The sequence below is a fragment of the Buchnera aphidicola (Aphis gossypii) genome (assembly GCF_013394915.1).
GTDB lineage: Bacteria > Pseudomonadota > Gammaproteobacteria > Enterobacterales > Enterobacteriaceae > Buchnera > Buchnera aphidicola_AZ.
In genome coordinates, this window is sequence record NZ_CP056771.1 from 240,802 (window position 1) to 258,823 (window position 18,022).

16 protein-coding genes are annotated in these 18,022 nt (G+C 24.0%); 9 read left to right on the top strand and 7 right to left on the bottom strand.

The annotated features are described in order from the left end of the window. Positions 1-189 precede the first annotated feature (189 nt). From HU701_RS01170 to ychF, 3 genes are all read left to right on the top strand, one after another. The gene (locus tag HU701_RS01170) at positions 190-801 is read left to right on the top strand and encodes a Fe-Mn family superoxide dismutase (protein WP_178919086.1); all 612 of its coding nucleotides are present in this window, start codon (positions 190-192) and stop codon (positions 799-801) included. Positions 802-923: 122 nt separating this feature from the next. After that, the gene (pth, locus tag HU701_RS01175) at positions 924-1,460 is read left to right on the top strand and encodes an aminoacyl-tRNA hydrolase (RefSeq protein ID WP_178919485.1); all 537 of its coding nucleotides are present in this window, start codon (positions 924-926) and stop codon (positions 1,458-1,460) included. A gap of 62 nt (positions 1,461-1,522) precedes the next feature. Then, positions 1,523-2,611, top strand: coding sequence for a redox-regulated ATPase YchF (gene ychF, locus HU701_RS01180; protein ID WP_158346183.1), 1,089 nt, complete (start codon positions 1,523-1,525; stop codon positions 2,609-2,611). An 82-nt stretch (positions 2,612-2,693) separates the two neighbouring features. On the opposite strand, the gene thrC is transcribed toward ychF, so the two are convergent. From thrC to thrA, 3 genes are read right to left on the bottom strand one after another with little or no spacing between them, the layout of a single operon-like run. Next, positions 2,694-3,983 (bottom strand): threonine synthase, encoded by a 1,290-nt coding sequence (gene thrC, locus HU701_RS01185; protein ID WP_178919088.1) that lies wholly within the window; start codon positions 3,981-3,983, stop codon positions 2,694-2,696. A gap of 3 nt (positions 3,984-3,986) precedes the next feature. Continuing rightward, a complete protein-coding gene (gene thrB / locus HU701_RS01190; RefSeq protein WP_158346187.1) occupies positions 3,987-4,916 on the bottom strand; it encodes a homoserine kinase in 930 nt (309 codons plus the stop codon). Positions 4,917-4,937: 21 nt separating this feature from the next. Continuing rightward, complete coding sequence (thrA, locus tag HU701_RS01195) at positions 4,938-7,382, bottom strand: bifunctional aspartate kinase/homoserine dehydrogenase I (protein ID WP_178919090.1); 2,445 nt, start codon at positions 7,380-7,382, stop codon at positions 4,938-4,940. Positions 7,383-8,048: 666 nt separating this feature from the next. On the opposite strand from thrA, the gene hpt reads away from it, so the two are divergent. Next, positions 8,049-8,582, top strand: a complete 534-nt coding sequence (hpt, locus tag HU701_RS01200; protein ID WP_158346191.1) for a hypoxanthine phosphoribosyltransferase — start codon at positions 8,049-8,051, stop codon at positions 8,580-8,582. 9 nt (positions 8,583-8,591) lie between these two features. Here the strand turns inward: hpt and panC are convergent, their stop codons facing one another. The 3 genes from panC to dksA form a co-directional block, all read right to left on the bottom strand. Continuing rightward, a complete protein-coding gene (panC, locus tag HU701_RS01205; RefSeq protein ID WP_178919092.1) occupies positions 8,592-9,449 on the bottom strand; it encodes a pantoate--beta-alanine ligase in 858 nt (285 codons plus the stop codon). A 30-nt stretch (positions 9,450-9,479) separates the two neighbouring features. Further along, entirely contained in the window at positions 9,480-10,271 is a 792-nt protein-coding gene (panB, locus tag HU701_RS01210) for a 3-methyl-2-oxobutanoate hydroxymethyltransferase (protein ID WP_178919094.1), read from the bottom strand. Positions 10,272-10,370: 99 nt separating this feature from the next. Continuing rightward, on the bottom strand, positions 10,371-10,826 hold the full coding sequence (dksA, locus tag HU701_RS01215) for an RNA polymerase-binding protein DksA (RefSeq protein WP_158346197.1): 456 nt from the start codon (positions 10,824-10,826) through the stop codon (positions 10,371-10,373). A gap of 267 nt (positions 10,827-11,093) precedes the next feature. Here dksA and truA point away from each other — a divergent pair, with 267 nt between their 5' ends. The 5 genes from truA to HU701_RS01240 all read left to right on the top strand — a co-directional run bounded on the left by truA (position 11,094) and on the right by HU701_RS01240 (position 17,248). Continuing rightward, a complete protein-coding gene (truA, locus tag HU701_RS01220; RefSeq protein WP_178919096.1) occupies positions 11,094-11,900 on the top strand; it encodes a tRNA pseudouridine(38-40) synthase TruA in 807 nt (268 codons plus the stop codon). A gap of 561 nt (positions 11,901-12,461) precedes the next feature. Further along, a complete protein-coding gene (locus HU701_RS01225; protein ID WP_178919099.1) occupies positions 12,462-12,596 on the top strand; it encodes a transglycosylase domain-containing protein in 135 nt (44 codons plus the stop codon). Positions 12,597-12,666: 70 nt separating this feature from the next. Further along, a complete protein-coding gene (locus tag HU701_RS01230; RefSeq protein ID WP_256868550.1) occupies positions 12,667-13,905 on the top strand; it encodes a transglycosylase domain-containing protein in 1,239 nt (412 codons plus the stop codon). Positions 13,906-14,200: 295 nt separating this feature from the next. Then, complete coding sequence (secA, locus tag HU701_RS01235) at positions 14,201-16,819, top strand: preprotein translocase subunit SecA (RefSeq protein WP_158346203.1); 2,619 nt, start codon at positions 14,201-14,203, stop codon at positions 16,817-16,819. A gap of 42 nt (positions 16,820-16,861) precedes the next feature. Beyond that, on the top strand, positions 16,862-17,248 hold the full coding sequence (locus tag HU701_RS01240; RefSeq protein ID WP_256868551.1) for an NUDIX domain-containing protein: 387 nt from the start codon (positions 16,862-16,864) through the stop codon (positions 17,246-17,248). A 6-nt stretch (positions 17,249-17,254) separates the two neighbouring features. Here HU701_RS01240 and coaE read toward each other — a convergent pair whose 3' ends face one another. After that, the gene (gene coaE / locus HU701_RS01245; protein WP_178919103.1) at positions 17,255-17,917 is read right to left on the bottom strand and encodes a dephospho-CoA kinase; all 663 of its coding nucleotides are present in this window, start codon (positions 17,915-17,917) and stop codon (positions 17,255-17,257) included. Positions 17,918-18,022: the final 105 nt, after the last annotated feature.

The window sequence follows — 18,022 nt, forward strand, 5'->3', positions numbered from 1 at the left end:
TAAAAAAACTGTTATTTTTATTGAAAAAAATTGATTTTTTAATTTTTATATTTTTAAAATACCATTTTATATATTTATTATCATTCTTGTTTATTACGCAATAATTGTACTATAATTTAATACAAAATTTAAAATGAAATTTTTTAATTTAATTTTTATATAAACTATACGTTACAATAGGAAAAAAAAATGACTTATCTTTTACCTTCTATGCCTTATTCATATGATGCATTAGAGCCTTATTTTGATGAGGAAACAATGAAAATTCATCACACAAAACATCATCAAAATTACATTAACAACACTAATGCTATTTTAGAAAATACAGCTTTTTCTTCTCTTTCAATTGAAGAGCTAATGTCTATATTTAATGAAATCAGTTTAGAAAATAAAATCGTATTGCGTAATAATGCTGGCGGACATATAAATCATTGTTTTTTTTGGGAATCTTTAAAAGCTAATACATTATTAAATAGAAATATAAAATTAGAATTAGAAAAAAGTTTTGGAACTTTTGAATCTTTTAAAAAGCAATTTGAAGAAATTGCTATGAAACATTTTGGTTCAGGTTGGGTTTGGTTAGTGAATCAAGATGGAAAGTTAAATATAGTATCTACTTCTAATCAAGATAATCCATTAATGGGAAAGTTAATATCTAATACTTATGGTGATCCTATTTTAGGTTTAGATATTTGGGAGCATGCATATTATTTAAAATATCAAAACAGAAAACTAGATTATGTTAAAGCATTTTGGAATGTAGTCAATTGGGATAAAATAGATAGTCGTTTACAAAGATAAAATTTTTATTAATTACGTTTTTTAACAAATAAAATATTTAAATTTATATTTTAAAACATATAATATTCAATATTATATGTTTTAATAAAATATTAAAGGATTATTTTTTGAGTATTATTAAAATGATTACAGGGTTATCTAATCCTAAAAATAAATATCATAATACACGTCACAACCTAGGTTCTTGGTATATTTATGCTTTAGCAAAAAAATTAAATATATTATTAAAAGAAGAAAAAAAATTTTTTGGTTTTATTGCTTCTGTCAATATACACTCTAATAATATTCGTTTGTTTATACCTAATATTTTTATGAATTTTAATGGTAGCGCGATATATAAAGTAGCTTCTTTTTATAATATTAATTTAAATGAAATATTAGTAGCGCATGATGATTTGGATTTAGAGTGTGGAAAATCAAAGATGAAATATAGTTATGGGCATAGTGGTCATAATGGTTTAAGAAGTGTTATCAATTATTTTAACAAAAAAATAAATTTTTATAGATTTAGAATTGGTATTAGTCGACCAAAAAATAAAAAAGAAATATCATCTTTTGTGCTTTCAGACCCTACAATTGAAGAAGTGAATTTAATTGATATATCTATTCAGTATGCTGTAAGAGAAACACTGATATTATTAAATAATATTTCTAATTAGATAAAAAATTTTTTATTATTTGCATCTAGAATAAAATTATTTATTTTAAGGTATATAAAAGTATGGGTTTTAAATGTGGTATTATAGGGCTTCCAAATGTAGGTAAATCTACTTTATTTAATGCTTTAACTAAAGGGAATTCTGCTGTTGCAAATTTTCCATTTTGTACTATTAAACCAAATATTGGAATAGTTTCAGTACCCGATACTCGTATCCATGAGCTTTCTAAAATTATTTCCGCAAAAAAGATAGTACATGCATATATAGAATTTGTAGACATTGCTGGTTTAGTTAAAGGAGCATCTAAAGGTGAAGGTTTAGGAAATCAATTTTTAAGTAATATTCGAGATACTCAAGCTATTGCACATGTCGTGCGTTGTTTTAAAGACGACAATATTAGTCATGTTTATAATGATGTTAAACCTAAAAATGATGTAGATATAATTAATTCTGAACTGATATTATCTGACTTTAATACTTGTGAAAGATCTATATTAAGACTAAAAAAGAATTTAAAATACAATACTAAAGAAACAGAAAAAAAATTAATTGTTTTAAATAAATGTATGAATCATTTAAAAAATTTTTTAATGTTAAAAACTTTGAAATTAAATGAAACAGAAAAAAACATAATTAATGATTTTCGTTTTTTAACTTTAAAACCAACGATGTATATTGCAAATATTAATGAAGATAAAAAATCTTTAACTTTTTTAAATGAATTAAATGAAATAGCAAAACAAGATAATTCTTTAGTTATTCCAATTTTTTCTAATTTAGAATTAGATTTAATTAAAATGAATAAAAAAGATCAAAAAGATTTTATGAAAGCTTTTAATATAGTAGATTTAGGATTAAATAAAATCATTAACTGTGGTTATAAAATACTTGATTTAATAACTTTTTTTACAGTTGGTACCAAAGAAATTCATGCTTGGCCTATATCTAATGGTAGCACAAGTATTCAGGCTGCTCATAAAATTCACAGTGACTTTAGTAAAGGTTTTATTCGTGCTCAAATTATTCAGTATTTAGATTTTATTCAATATAAAAGCGAAGTAAAAGTTAAAGAAGTAGGTAAATTTAGGATCGAAGGAAAAGATTATAAAATTCAAGATGGAGATATTGTTAATTTTTTATTTAATGTTTAAAACAATTTAATCATTTGCAAAGCTTATGATATTTTTCAATTTATTTTTTTCTTTAGAGAGGAAAATTATCCTCTCTAACTCTTTATTTTTTCAATAAAAATTTTTTCAATTTATTAAAATCTGGATTTATATTGTGAGATAATAATGGTAAATTAACTCTATATTTAATTTCATCTGGTAAGGTAATATTATTTTTTAAAATTTTTTCAACAGTATCTTTAAATTTAGATGGATGAGCTGTTCCTAAAAATAAACCGTATTCATCTTTTTCTAGTTGGTTGTTTAACAAGCGATATGCAATTGCAGCATGTGGTTCAGAGGTGTATCCTAATTTGAAAAGTTCTTTTATTGCTTCTTTAGTACTATGATCTGAAACGCTTCCAAATCTTAAATCATTTAAATTCCAATTGTTTCTACGAAATAATTCTTCTATTCTTGGCCAATTATTTGGCTGGCTAATATCCATGGCATTAGAAATCGTAGATATAGTTTTCTTAGGTTTCCATTGTTTACTTTTTAAAAATCTTGGAACAGTATCATTTTCATTGGTACACGCTATAAAAGATTTAATTGGTAAACCAAGAGATTTTGCCAATAGTCCCGCTGTTAAATTTCCAAAATTTCCACATGGAACAGCGATAACTAAATTTTTTCGTTGTGTTTCTGAAATCAATGAAAAAGCTTCAAAATAATAACATATTTGTGCTAATAATCGACTTATATTGATAGAATTAGCAGAATTTAAACCTATTAATTCTTTTAATTTTTTATCATCAAAAGCTTTTTTTACTAAATCTTGACAATCGTCAAAGCTTCCATTAATCGATATAGTTGTTATATTTTCACCTAATGTACAAAATAATTGCTCTTGTAATAGACTGATTTTCCCCTTTGGGTATAAAATAATTACTCGAATATTTTTCATTTTATAAAACGCATGAGCAACTGCAGCACCAGTATCTCCTGACGTTGCAGTTAAAATAGTAAAAGATTCGTTTTCTTTTTTTAAAGAAAATATCATTTGAGCCATAAAACGGGCTCCAAAATCTTTAAATGCTAATGTTGGACCGTGAAATAATTCAAAGCAACTTATATTTTTTTTAATTGAGACTTTTAATGGTGTTTTAAATGAAAATGCTTTTTTTACATTTTTATATAATTTTGTTTTAGATATTTCACCATCAATAAACTTAGAAAGTATTTCGGTACTTCTTGTAATAAAATTCATTTTCAGAATTTCTGATAATTCAAAAGGTGTAATTTTTGGTATTTTTACTGGAAAAAACAATCCTTGCTGTTGTCCTAGACCAAGTTTTATAGCAGTTTCAAAATTAACTTGTTCATTGTGATTTTTTAAGTTATAAAGTTTCATTTATTATCCTATTTTTCGAACACCTTTTGCATCTATATAACAAATATAAACAAATCCTGTGTTGTTTTGTAGGTAGTTTCTTTCCAGCCATAAAGATATTTTTTTAGCAATTTCAATATCTTCTGAAATTGCAAAAATAGTTGGTCCCGAACCAGATATACCACAACTGATAGCTCCTAATTTTTTAATTTTTTCTTTGTTTTTAAAAAAATTAGGTAGTAATTTGCTGCGATATGGTTCCGCTATAAACTCTTTCATAGATCTTGCTGCTAAATTAGACTGTTCAGTATATGAGGCATGAATAAAACTAGCTAAACAACGACTATTTTTAACGCAAATATCTCTTGTATATTTTTTAGGTAAAATTTTTCTTGCTTCTGCAGTAGATAATTTTATTCCTGGCCAAGCCACTATCCATAACCAATTTTTAAAGTTTGGTATTTTTTGACTAATTATATCAGTATCTTCTAGTATTAATTGAAGGCCTCCAAAATAAGATGGTGCTACATTATCATAATGAATACTTCCCGATATTTCCCCTTCTACTTCGCCCATTAGCAATAGTAGATCTTTTGAATTTAATGGATTATTACAAGCTTCATTAATCGCAACTAAGGTAGCAACAACAGAGCAAGCACTAGATCCTAGTCCTGATCCAATTGGTAAATTTTTTTCTAGAATGATAGAAACTGGAATATTTTTTTTTATTACATTACAAAATTTAGACCAACATTTCCAGACAATATTTTGTTCATTATTTACCGGTAATTGATTGGAAAAAATTCCTTTATTAAACAGTTGAAATTCTTCTGATAGTTTTATTGTTATGCAATCACCTAATAAATCACCATTTATTGGTTTGATAGCTGCACCTAAAATATCAAATCCAACTCCAATATTACCAATAGAAGCTGGTGCGTAAATTTTAATCATTACTGTGCTCCACACTGACGTTTATAGTATTGTACGTAGTAGGTCGGAAAATACTCCAGAAGCAGTAACATTGTTACCAGCACCATATCCTCTTAATACAAGAGGAATCGGTTGATAATAATTTGTATAAAATGTCAGTGCATTTTCGCCATTTTTAACTTTATATAATGGATGATTGCTATTTATTGCTTCGATTTTTACTGAGCATTTCCCTCCTTGTTCTATTGTTCCAACAAAACGTAACACTTTGCCTAAGTTTCTTGCTTTTTTTACTTTTTCCGAAAAAGTAGAATCTATTTCTTTTAGTTTATATAAAAATTCTTCAGTATTTTTATATTTTTTAAAATACTCAGGTAATATCGGTTCTATTTCAATATCTTCTAGCTCTATTTCATATCCCACTTCGCGTGCTAAAATTAACAACTTTCTAGCAACATCAATACCTGATAAATCATCGTATGGATTTGGTTCTGTAAAACCTAAATCTTTAGCTTTTTTAGTAGCATCTGATAATAAAACATTCTCTTCTAATTTACCAAATATAAAAGATAGAGACCCAGATAATACACCTTTAAAACAGATCAAATTATCACCTGTATAAAATAAATTTTGTAATGTTTGTATAACAGGTAATCCTGCTCCAACATTAGTTTCATATAAAAATTTTTTATTTTCTTGTAATGTAGTAGCTCTAATTTCATTATAATATTTTAATGAACTAGTATTAGCTTTTTTATTTGATGTAACAACATGAAATCCTTTCGAAAGAAAGTTAGTGTATTCTTTAGATAACATTTCATCAGAAGTACAATCAATTACAATAGAATTTACAAAATAATTATTTTTTAATAATTTATTTAAAATTTCAAGATTAAACTTTTCTTTTGATGCTTTAAAATATTTTTTCCAATTTTTTAATTCAATTGAATCATTTAAAAACAATATTTTTTTAGAGTTTGCAATAGCACGAATTTTAATTTCTATATTTTTATTTTTTAAAAAATTTTTTTGTTTTAATATTTGCGCAATTAATGATTTACCTACTCCGCCAATGCCAATTAAAAAAGCATTTATAATTTGTTTATTATGAAATAATTCATCATGAATAGTTTGTATACTTTGTAAAACGTTCTTTCTTTTGATTACTACTGACATAGAATGCGTTGAAGATCGTTGAGCAATGCCAAGAATGTTAATTTTAGATTTTCCTAAAGATGAAAAAATTTTTGAGGTAATATTATATTTTTGAAAAATATTTGAACCAACTATAGATAATATAGATAAATTTTTAATTATATTGATATCGCTGAACGATTTATCTTTTGATTCTAATTGATATAATTTATTTAGTAATAATAACGCTTTTCGTGTATCTTTTTCTGAAATACAAAAATTAAAATTATTTTTTGATGATTGAGTAATTAATATAATGTTAATATTTTCTTTTTTAAATAAATTTAATATAATTGAAATTAGATTGTCATTCTGTTGCGTCAAGTTACTAGGTATGGCAAACATTACAATGTCATCTAGATTAGTTATGCCCTTAAGAATATTTACGTCATAATTGTTTTTTTTACAAATTAATGTACCTTTAGATTTAATATTAAAAGTATTTTTAATAATACATGGTATATTAAAATCTTTAAGCGGCTTAATGGTACGTGGATGCAATACCTTTGCTCCAAAATAAGATAGTTCTATTGCTTCCTCATATGATATTGATTTTAATAAACAAGTATTAAATATTTTTTTCGGATCTGAAGTAAAAACACCGTCAACATCTGTCCATATTTCACATAAATTTGCATTTAAACAACAAGCTAATATTGCTGCAGAATAATCTGATCCATTACGCCCTAATATTACTAATTCGCCTTTCTCATTTCCTGCAATAAAACCTGCCATTAAAATAATGTGATTATTTTTTATATTTATTTTACTAATACATTTTTTAGATTTTTGTATATCAACTGTAGAATTTAAAAAACTTCCTTTAGCTATAATATTTTTAACAGGATCTATAATATCCACTAAATGAGATCGTGATATTAATATATTTTTCATAATCTCAATGGAAAGTATTTCTCCACGAGACATTATAATGGATTGTATATGTTCAGGGTATTTCTTTAATGATGTGAAATTATATATAATTTTTCTTAATTGATTAAATTCTTTTTTAATTATTTCTTTTGTTTCTTCATATAAAAAGCAAGATTGTATTTTTTTGATATTTTTTATAATGTTAATAAATATATTTTCTGCAAGTTCAGTTTGTTCTAATACTTGATTGATGTTAATATCGTTTTCGACAATATTCACTAGATAGTTGGTTATTTTAGCTGGAGCAGAAAGAACTATTGCAACTTGCTCATGATTTTTATTTTTTTCTATAATATCAGATGCATATAAAAATTTTTCTGCATCAGCTAATGAAGTTCCGCCGAATTTTAATAGTTTCATATTTTATGAATCCTTAAATTTATTTCATAAAAAATTTATATTATTTATAATTAATTTTTTATTAAAATATATTACTCCTAAATTATATATAAGTTCATTTATAGCAAACTAGAATAGTGATTCTATTAAGATAAGATTATAAATAGATATTAATATTCTCCTGTAATACCTTAAAAGGTAAAATTAATAAATGTTCAAAGTAATTTAATTGTTTTATTAGGTAGTTTTTAATAAGAATTAGATTTGTAATTGAAAATATATTTAAATTTTTTATTGTTAGTATAACTTATATGTTTTTAATTTTATCATAAATTTAGTTTATTTTTTTTAAATAATATTAGATAAATAATTTATCATTATGAATTTTTTTTATTTATGATCTTATTCTGAATAATAATGTTTTTATTAAGGATTTATATTGATGTTTTAAAAGTGTTTATTTTAAAATGTAGAATAAAATAAAATAATTATATGTAGTATTATTAGTATTATAATAATTTTTATAACATAATGATTATTATCATTGCAATAGTTAAAAAATAAATATTTAATTTTCAATTTCATATTGAAATCTTTTATTATAAATACTTTTATTTTAAATACAGATCAATTATTTGATTTTTAGTATAATAAAATTTAATTTAAATTAAAAACTTAGTTAATATTATGAAACATACTATTAAAGTAATTTTTTCTAAAGAAGAATTAGGTGTTCGTGTACGTGAATTAGGAGAAGAAATTACGAAAAAATACAGAAATAGTGAAAATAAAATGATATTAATTGCTTTATTGCGTGGTTCATTTGTGTTTATAGCAGATTTGTGTCGCAATATTCAAATTGAGCATGAAGTTGATTTTATGACTACTTCTAGTTATGGACGTGGAATTGTATCTAGTGGAGATGTGAAAATTATAAAAGATTTAGATGAAGATATTTACAATAAAAATGTATTAATTGTTGAAGATATTATTGACTCTGGAAAAACTTTGAGTAAAGTGTTAGGCATTTTAAAATTAAGAAATCCAAAATCTTTATCAATTTGCACACTTTTAGATAAACCTGAATGTCGCGAGGTAAACATTCATGTTGATTTTATAGGTTTCTCTATACCTGATGAATTTATGGTTGGATATGGAATAGATTATGCTCAATGTTATCGTTATTTACCATATATTGGAAAAGTAGTATTTCAGAAATAAAAAAATTTTTTAATTCAGTAATATAAACTTTTCATTATCAATGAGTCGAGTTTTACCTAACCACACAGACGCAAGAATGATGTTATTTTTGCTTTTTTTAGAGAAAACATCTAACGTTTCAGAATTGTATACATCAAATATATCAACTAGAAATCCTTTTTTCCTCAGAGATATTTTTGAAGAACAAATTATTTCATATATTTTTTTACCATTATTTTGTATAATAATATTGATTGTTTTTTTTATAATTTTGTATAAAAAAGGTGCTTTCTTGAATTCTAAATCATTTAAATGTTTATTTCTCGAGCTAAAAGCTAATCCGTTTTCCAAGCGAACTGTAGGTACGCTAATTATATTTATTGGATAATTTAATTCTTTAACAAGAGTTTTTACGATCAATAATTGTTGATAATCTTTTTCTCCAAAAAATGAAAAGTGTGGCTGTATTAAGTTAAATAGTTTCCCAATTATTGTTGTTACCCCTGTAAAATGTCCAGGTCGTGATTTTCCTTCAATAGTTTTAGATAGCTTAGGAACGTCTATATATGTATGCATTTTTATACCATCTGGATAAACTTCAGATATATCAGGTGCGAATAAAATATCTATTTTTTCTTTCTTCAATATTAGACAATCTTCTAGAAAAGTTTGAGGATATTTTTTTAAATCTAATGCACTATCAAATTGTATAGGATTAACAAAAATACTTACAATAACAATATCCGCATATTTTTTAGCTAGTAAAATTAATTTTATATGGCCTTTATGTAAATTGCCCATAGTAGGAACTAATCCTATTTTCTTTTGTTTTTTTTTAAAAAATTGAATTTTTTTATATAAAGAATCTATTGTTTTTATTATGTGCATAATGCTCTCATTTCTTAATATTTGAACTTTTTAAAAACTATGTTTTTTATCAGGGAAAATACCTTGTTTAACGGAATGAATATACGCCTTAATTGCATTTTGAATACTGCCGTTATTTAAAAGAAAATTTTTTGTGAATTTTAATTTTTTTCCTTCAGTAATTCCTAATAAATCCTGCATTACTAGTATTTGTCCGTCGGTGTGATTTCCAGCTCCTATTCCAATTACAGGGATAGATAATCTTTCGGTTATTTTTTTTGATAATATTGCAGGCACGCATTCTAATACTAGCATTTTAATTCCTGCTTCTTCCAGTGATAAAGCTTCTTCTATAATTTTGTTTGCACCTTTTTCAGTTTTTCCTTGAATTTTATACCCACTCAAAAAGTTTATATATTGCGGTGTTAGCCCTATATGTCCGCATACTAATATTGAATGATTCGATAATTCTTTAACAATATGAACTAAATTTTTTCCGCCTTCTATTTTAACCATATTAGCACCGGATTGAATAATTTTAGAAGTATTTTTTAGTGCTTGGCTAATTTCATAATAAGACATAAATGGTAAATCAGATATTAAAAAAACATTTGGCGCACCTTTTCTAACTGCTTTTGTATGGTATTCGATGTTTTTAACTGTAACAGGTATTGTTGAATCATGACCTTGAATTGTCATACCAAGAGAATCTCCGACAAGTATAACTGGAATTCCTGCGTTTTCAAATAATCTAGCAAAGCTAAAGTCATATGCTGTGATTGCTGCGAATTTATTTTTTTTGTTTTTCCAGTTTTGTAATGTAGAAATATTAATATATGTCATATTAGACCTAAGTTTTAAAAGTAAATGTAAATATAAATAAATTGAAAAGGATACTCGAGATAATTTGATATATCAATCGAATATCCTATTCTATATATACTAACCAGCCATTTGTTTTTCTCTGATTTCTGCCAATGTTTTACAATCAATACATAAACTTGCAGTTGGTCTGGCTTCTAATCGACGTATTCCAATCTCAATTCCGCAAGAATTGCAATAACCAAAATCATTATTTTTTATTTTTTTTAAAGTAATTTCAATTTTTTTAATCAATTTTCGACTTCTATCTCGGTTTCGTAATTCTAAGCTAAATTCTTCTTCTTGCGCTGCTCTATCAATAGGATCTGGAAAATTAGTCGATTTATCTTGTATATAAAGTAAAGTATGATTAACTTCAAATTTTAATTGATGTTTCCATGTTTCAAGAATTTTTTTAAAGTGTAACATTTGACTTTTATTCATATATTGTTCATCTGTTTTTTTTTGATAAGGTTTTAGCCCAGCGATAGAAAGAACATTCAAAGAAGATTTTTTTTTTTGTTTTTCTTTTTCCATAATTTTTTCCAATTAAAAATTTTAGTTTAAAATGCAAAAGATATTATTCTTTTTTTCAGTAAGTATATATTATAAATAATTTATAAATATTTTATATGTAATATGTTTTATTTTTTTGTAAATGTTTTTTTAATAAGTAGAATATTTTTTAGAAATTATTTAATCTTGATTTTAACACAAACTTTAATTAAACATCTTTTTATAAAATTATAGATTTATAGATTAAAATTTACTTGAACTACTGATATATGAAAAGGATGATTTCAAATGATAGAGAAAGAAATAAAAAAATTTGCTTTAGGAGTAGAATATGATGGAGAATATTACCATGGTTGGCAACGTCAAAAAAATTGTGATTCTGTCCAAGAAGAGATAGAGCGGTGTTTATCTAAAATTGCGAATCATAAAGTACATGTTGTTTGTGCTGGAAGAACTGACGCTGGTGTGCACAGCATAGGACAAGTTATTCATTTTGAAACTGTTTCTATTAGAAGCAAACATGCTTGGACAGTAGGGGTGAATACTTATTTGTCTAAAAATATTTCAATAAAATGGGCTTTAGAAGTTCCTAGTCATTTTCATGCTCGCCATAGCGCTATTAAACGAAGTTATCGATATTTAATTTATAATTCTATTTGCCGTTCTAGTATTTTATATAAAAAATCGAGTCATGTTTATAAAAAGTTAAACATTTTGAAAATGCACTCTGAAGCACAGTGTTTATTAGGTAATCATAATTTTTCTTCTTTTCGAGCATTAGGTTGTCAATCTGATTCAGCTCAAAGAGAAATTAAAAAAATTAATGTTTATTCTGTTAATGATTTTGTTGTTATTGATATCACAGCAAATTCTTTTTTATATCATATGGTTCGCAATATTGTTGGTTCTTTAATACAAATTAACTTCATAAAAAAAGAAAATATGATGAAAAACTTATTAAAAAAAAAAAATCGAAGTTATGCGGGACCTACTGCTCCAGCTAAAGGTTTATATTTATTATCCGTTCAGTATCCAGACTATTTTAATTTACCAAAATTTAAAGATTTTTTATTAAAATATAATAATGATTTCTAAAGTAAAATATACTTGTAAAATTTGTATTAATTTTAAAAAATATATTTTTTAATATAAAATATTTAAATCAATAAAATTTTTAATATGCATGAATAAAAAAATAAAATCATCAAAAAATTTTCATTCTAACGTTGATTTTAATCATTTTTTGTGGTTTTTTTATACATTAAAATCAATTATTTGATAAATGTTAAAGTATAGAATTTTCCTGCTTTAATATATAGTTGAATAATAAATTTAGAACCAGGCAGTTTATTTTTTCAAAAAACTAAAATTTTTCTACAAAGTACAATATATAAAAAAGTTAATAGAATTATGTTACTTTTTGAATACAGTGTAAAAGATAAAAATATAGAATTTATATATCGTTTTTTAATTTGATAGATATTAATAAAAACGAACTTTATATAAGATTAGTTTTTAATAAAAATTCTTTATTAAAAACTCAAAATATTGAAAATAATGGTGATTTTAATTTTTTTCGATTAGAGCTAAAATTAATTAGCATACTAAACTCCTCTAAAAGGAATAACGTATTGTTCTTCGATTAAATATTATTCTATGGTGTTAATTGAAACGTTATTAGCAATTGAAGATAGAAATTTTTATAACAATGACGGTATTAATACATCATCTATTATGAGTTCTATATTAGTTAGTATTGTAGCAAAAAAATATAAAAAGGTGGTACTGTAAACCAACCGTTAGTTAAAATCTTTTTTTGACAAATGCTTGTTCGGTATGGAGAAAAATAAACGAAATGTATATGGTGTTAATTTTAGATTCGTTTTATAAGAAAGATTGTATTTTAGAGTCATATTTAAATGCAGTCTATTTATGGCAAGATGGTGATGAACAGATTCAAGGTTTTTCACTTGCTAGTCTTTATTGTTGTGGCCTACCAATTGATAAATTAAATTTGGATCAATATGTTTTAATAGTTGATATGGTTAAAAGTGCTTCTTTATATATTTCTTGGCGCAATCTAAAACTAGATTTGAATAGAAGAAATTTAGTTTTATTAAATTTTTATCATCAAGACGTAATTGAAAAAAAAACTTATTTACAATTGTTTAAAAGACCTTTAAAATTTTTTATTTTAGAAAATTCAAACTTTTTACAACTTTTTCAAATAGAAGTAAAAGAAAAATTAAAAAATCAAGATAAAACCTTATCAGATTTAAGAATATTCACTACTTTAGAGAATTTATTTCACAATTTCTTTGGAAAAACTACAAAGGTAAGCATACCTGAATTAAAAAAGAAAAAAAAATTAAAAGATTTCGAGATTAAAACAATTATAGTAGATAAATCTATCGTTGATATCAATGCTCTAGTTAGTAGTTTTTATTTAATGCTATACGCTTATAAATGTGTTTTAAAAGTTCGTCGTTTTATTGATTTTTTATATAAACCATTGATTTACTTAAAATTTTTATTTAATCATAAAAAATATCATTTGAATATCTGGGTATCTAATTATCCTGTTTCAATTAATCTAGAAGATGATACATATTGTACACCTAAAAATAATAATTATCAGTTTAATAAACGAGTTTTTCTTTTAGATTCATTAACTCATTATATCAATATACCCATAGTTAATTTCATTTTATACAAAGGTTTAGATTCGTTGATAGAAAATTGGATTCATTTAGATTTTTCTAAGAAATATTTAAATCGTCTTTCTTCTATCTCACTAGGATCTATTAATTTAACACCTATTAAAAGCGCTCAAGATTTTCAAATTTCTTCAAACCAAGAATATAAGTCATTCTCATCTTTAGTAAGATTTATCATTTTTGATGATAAAAAGATACTATATCAAAGTTTAGTGCAATCTAAAAAAACAGTCTCTTCTAAAGCGTTATATTTAACAGTATATGCTATGCAAAAATTTATCACTTTTCGAACAGATAAATTTTTAGATGATTTATTTGAAAATTTATCTTTAACTAGAAAAACTGGTATTACAAATAATTTAGTAAATAGTTGGTTTGTATGAATAATAATAAAAAATTATTCCACAAAAAACGATAAACATACAGAATCGAGACCAATATGGTTTTAAATACTCAGAATTTACATAATAAAAACATACTTAATAATACTAGGAAAATAGTAAGTATAAAAAAATTTTTTGTTTTAAATAAAATTATTTTTTATATACATTTACTTGTAATTTTTTTCAATTAATAAATATAGAATTTAATGAATGTTTTAAAATACATAAATTTATTTATTATAAATTATATAAAAATTGCTAAATTAAAATAAAAATATAATTTGAGAAATATAATATGTTAATTAAATTTTTAAAGAAAATTTTTGGAAATTATAATGATCGTATTTTAAAAAAATACAATAAAATTGTTTCTGAAATTAATTATTTAGAAAAAACTTTCGAAAAATTTTCTGATATTCAGCTTAAAGAGAATACAAAATTATTTCAATTGCGATTAAAAAAAGGAGAATCTTTAAATAATTTATTAGTAGAATCTTTTGCTACTGTTCGAGAAGCAAGTAAACGTGTTTTCAACATGCGCCATTTTGACGTTCAAATTCTTGGCGGAATAGTTTTAAATAAACAATGTGTTGCAGAAATGCGAACAGGAGAAGGAAAGACTTTAACATCAACGCTTCCAGCTTATTTAAATGCTTTGTCTAAGAAAGGTGTACATATAGTTACGATGAATGATTATTTGGCGGAACGAGATGCTAAAAAAAACTCTTTATTATTTGAATTTCTTGGATTAACAGTAGGTTTAAATTTATCTGATATGTCTTTTTCTCAAAAAAAATACGCCTATTCTTGCGATATTACTTATGGTACAAATAATGAATATGGATTTGATTATTTGCGAGATAACATGGTTTTCTCTAATGAAGAGAGAGTTCAACGTAAATTGAATTATGCATTAATAGATGAAGTAGATTCTATTTTAATAGATGAAGCTAGAACACCTTTAATTATCTCAGGACCTTCAGAAGATAGTTCATTTTTATATCAAGAAATTAATAAAATAGTGCCATTATTAATTGCTCAAAAAAAAGAAGATTCTGATGATTTTCAAGGACAAGGTCACTTTTCAGTAGATGAAAAAGAAAAACAAATTTACTTAACTGAGAGGGGGTTAATTAAAATTGAAAAATTATTAATCAACAAAAAATTAATGAAGAGCAGTGAATCATTATATTCCTCTAATAACATCATACTAATGCATCATGTTATATCAGCTTTACGTGCTCATACATTATTTATTAGAGATGTAGATTATCTTGTAAAAAATCAAAGTGTCATAATCGTAGATGAACATACAGGAAGAACTATGCCAGGAAGGAGATGGTCAGATGGATTGCATCAAGCAATAGAAGCTAAAGAACAAGTTAATATAAAAAACGAAAATCAAACTTTAGCATCTATTACATTTCAAAATTATTTTCGTTTATACAAAAAAATAGCAGGTATGACAGGTACTGCAGAAACCGAAGCATTTGAATTCAGCTCTATTTATAATTTAGATACAATTGTTATACCTACGAATAAACCAATGATTAGGAAGGATATGCCTGATTCAGTTTATATGACTGAGAAAGAAAAAATACATGCTATTTTAAAAGATATTCAGATATGTGTTCAAAATAATCAGCCTGTTTTAGTCGGAACAGTATCTATTGAGAAATCTGAAATTATCTCGAAAAAGCTAAAGGATTTAAAAATTAAACATAATGTATTAAATGCAAAATTTCATGCAAAAGAAGCTGAAATTATAGCTCAGGCTGGAAAAGCTAAATCGGTTACGATTGCTACTAATATGGCTGGAAGAGGTACTGATATAGTTTTAGGTGGTAGTATAGATTTTCAATTGAACAAAAAAATGTCTTTGCAAGAAGTTAAAAAAGCACAAATAAGATGGAAAAAAGAACATGACTTAGTTGTATCGTCTGGTGGTTTACATATTATTGGTACTGAGCGCCATGAATCACGTCGCATTGATAATCAATTAAGAGGGCGATCCGGTCGACAAGGAGATAGTGGTTCTTCTCGTTTTTATTTATCTATGGAAGATTCGTTAATGAGAATTTTTATATCCGAAAAAATTATTAATATGATGCGGAAATTAGGACTTTCTAAAAATGAGGCTATCGAACATCCTTGGGTTACTAAAGCAATTGAAAATGCTCAAAAAAAAGTAGAAAACAGAAATTTTGATATCAGAAAACAATTATTAGAATATGATGATGTTTATAATGAACAACGTCGTATAATTTATGCTCAACGTAATAAGTTAATTAATTCAGAAAATATAAAAAGGATTATTAATGATATTTTAATAGATGTATTAAGTTCTATTATAAAAAAACACATTAATAAAAAAGTTGGGAAAAATAATTGGAAAGTTTTGGATTTAGAAAATAAATTAAACATTGAATTCAATATATATATATCTATTTCAGATTGGATAAACAAAGACTCTAATTTAACTGTCGATAGCATTATAGAGAAAGTTGTCAACATTGCGAAAAAAAATTATGAAGATAAAGAAATTTTAATAGGCGGTTCTAATGTTAGAATTATAGAAAAAGCTATTATGTTGGAAACGTTAGATGATCTTTGGAAAGATCATTTATCAGCCATGAATTATTTAAGACAAGGAATTCATCTTCGTGGTTATGCGCAAAAAGATCCTAAACAAGAATATAAAAGAGAATCTTTTAATATGTTTTCTAGCATGTTAGAATTTCTTAAATATGAAGTTATATCTTTTCTTAGTAAATTAAATGTATCCGATGCAAAAAAATATTTTAATTTTAAAAAAAATTCAGATAAATCATTAGATGATGTTAAAATTGGAAGGAATACATTATGTTTTTGTGGTTCTAATAAAAAGTATAAATATTGTCATGGTATTATATAATTGTATAATATAGATATATTATTTTAATTTATATTATATTTTATGAATTATAAAAAAGTAGCAATTGGAATTATTTTAAAAAAAAAAATTTATATTACTAAAGCAAATAAAATGAAATATAAGAAAAATATTTGGGAATTTCCCGGTGGAAAAATAAAAAAAAATGAAAATATTATATGCGGGTTAAAACGTGAATTATTAGAAGAAGTAGGAATAAAAATATTAAAATTTCAACTTTTTCAAGTCAAAAAACTTTTTTTTAAGAAAATTAAATTATATTTTTTTATAATTAAAAAATGGCAAGGTAGACCATTTAGCCAAGAAGGTTATAATTATATCTGGATTGATTTGAAAAGATTAAAATTTAAAAAGTTTCCAACTGCTAATTTTATTGTAATAAAAAAATTAAAAACACTGAGTAAATATTGATATTAACTAGTATAATTTAGTTAAATAATTTTTCTTAAAAATTGGTGTTTTATAATTTTTTAGTTTATATTTATTAAATAAATATGTATAAAAATAGTTTAAATAATAAACATATTGATCCAACGTTTTTATGTTTTTATTCCCATTTAAAATAATATCATCTGAAATTAAAATTCTTTTATTTCTATTAGTTTGTTGGTAAATTATTTTTTTTGCTTGATATAAGCTAATTTTATCTCTTATCATTATGCGTTTTATTTGAGTTTTTACAGGTGCATCAACTAAAAGAACTCGATCTGCTATTTTATCTAGTTTCTTTTCAATCAGCAATGGAACGACCCATAAACACCAAATGGAATTTACAGATTTTATTTGTTTTTTGCTTTCTTTATAAATTTCAGGAATTAATATATTTTCTAACCATAATTTAGTTTGTTTATCGTGAAAAACATATTTTCTAAGTAGTTTTCGATTTATTGACTGATTTGAATTTAATATGCTATTTCCAAATTTTTTTTTAATAGAATTAAATATTTTTATATTTTTTTCTATTATTTTTTTTCCAATAATATCAGTATCAATGATATTTATACCTATTTTTTTGAAGCTATTAGAAATAGTAGTTTTTCCGCTACCAATGCCTCCAGTAAGTGCTACAATATAAGTCATAATTATTTTTTATTTAAATTATTTTTAGTATATAAAATATTTATTATTTTAATTAAAATATACAATATTTCAATAATAACATCTAATATTTAACAATATTATGTT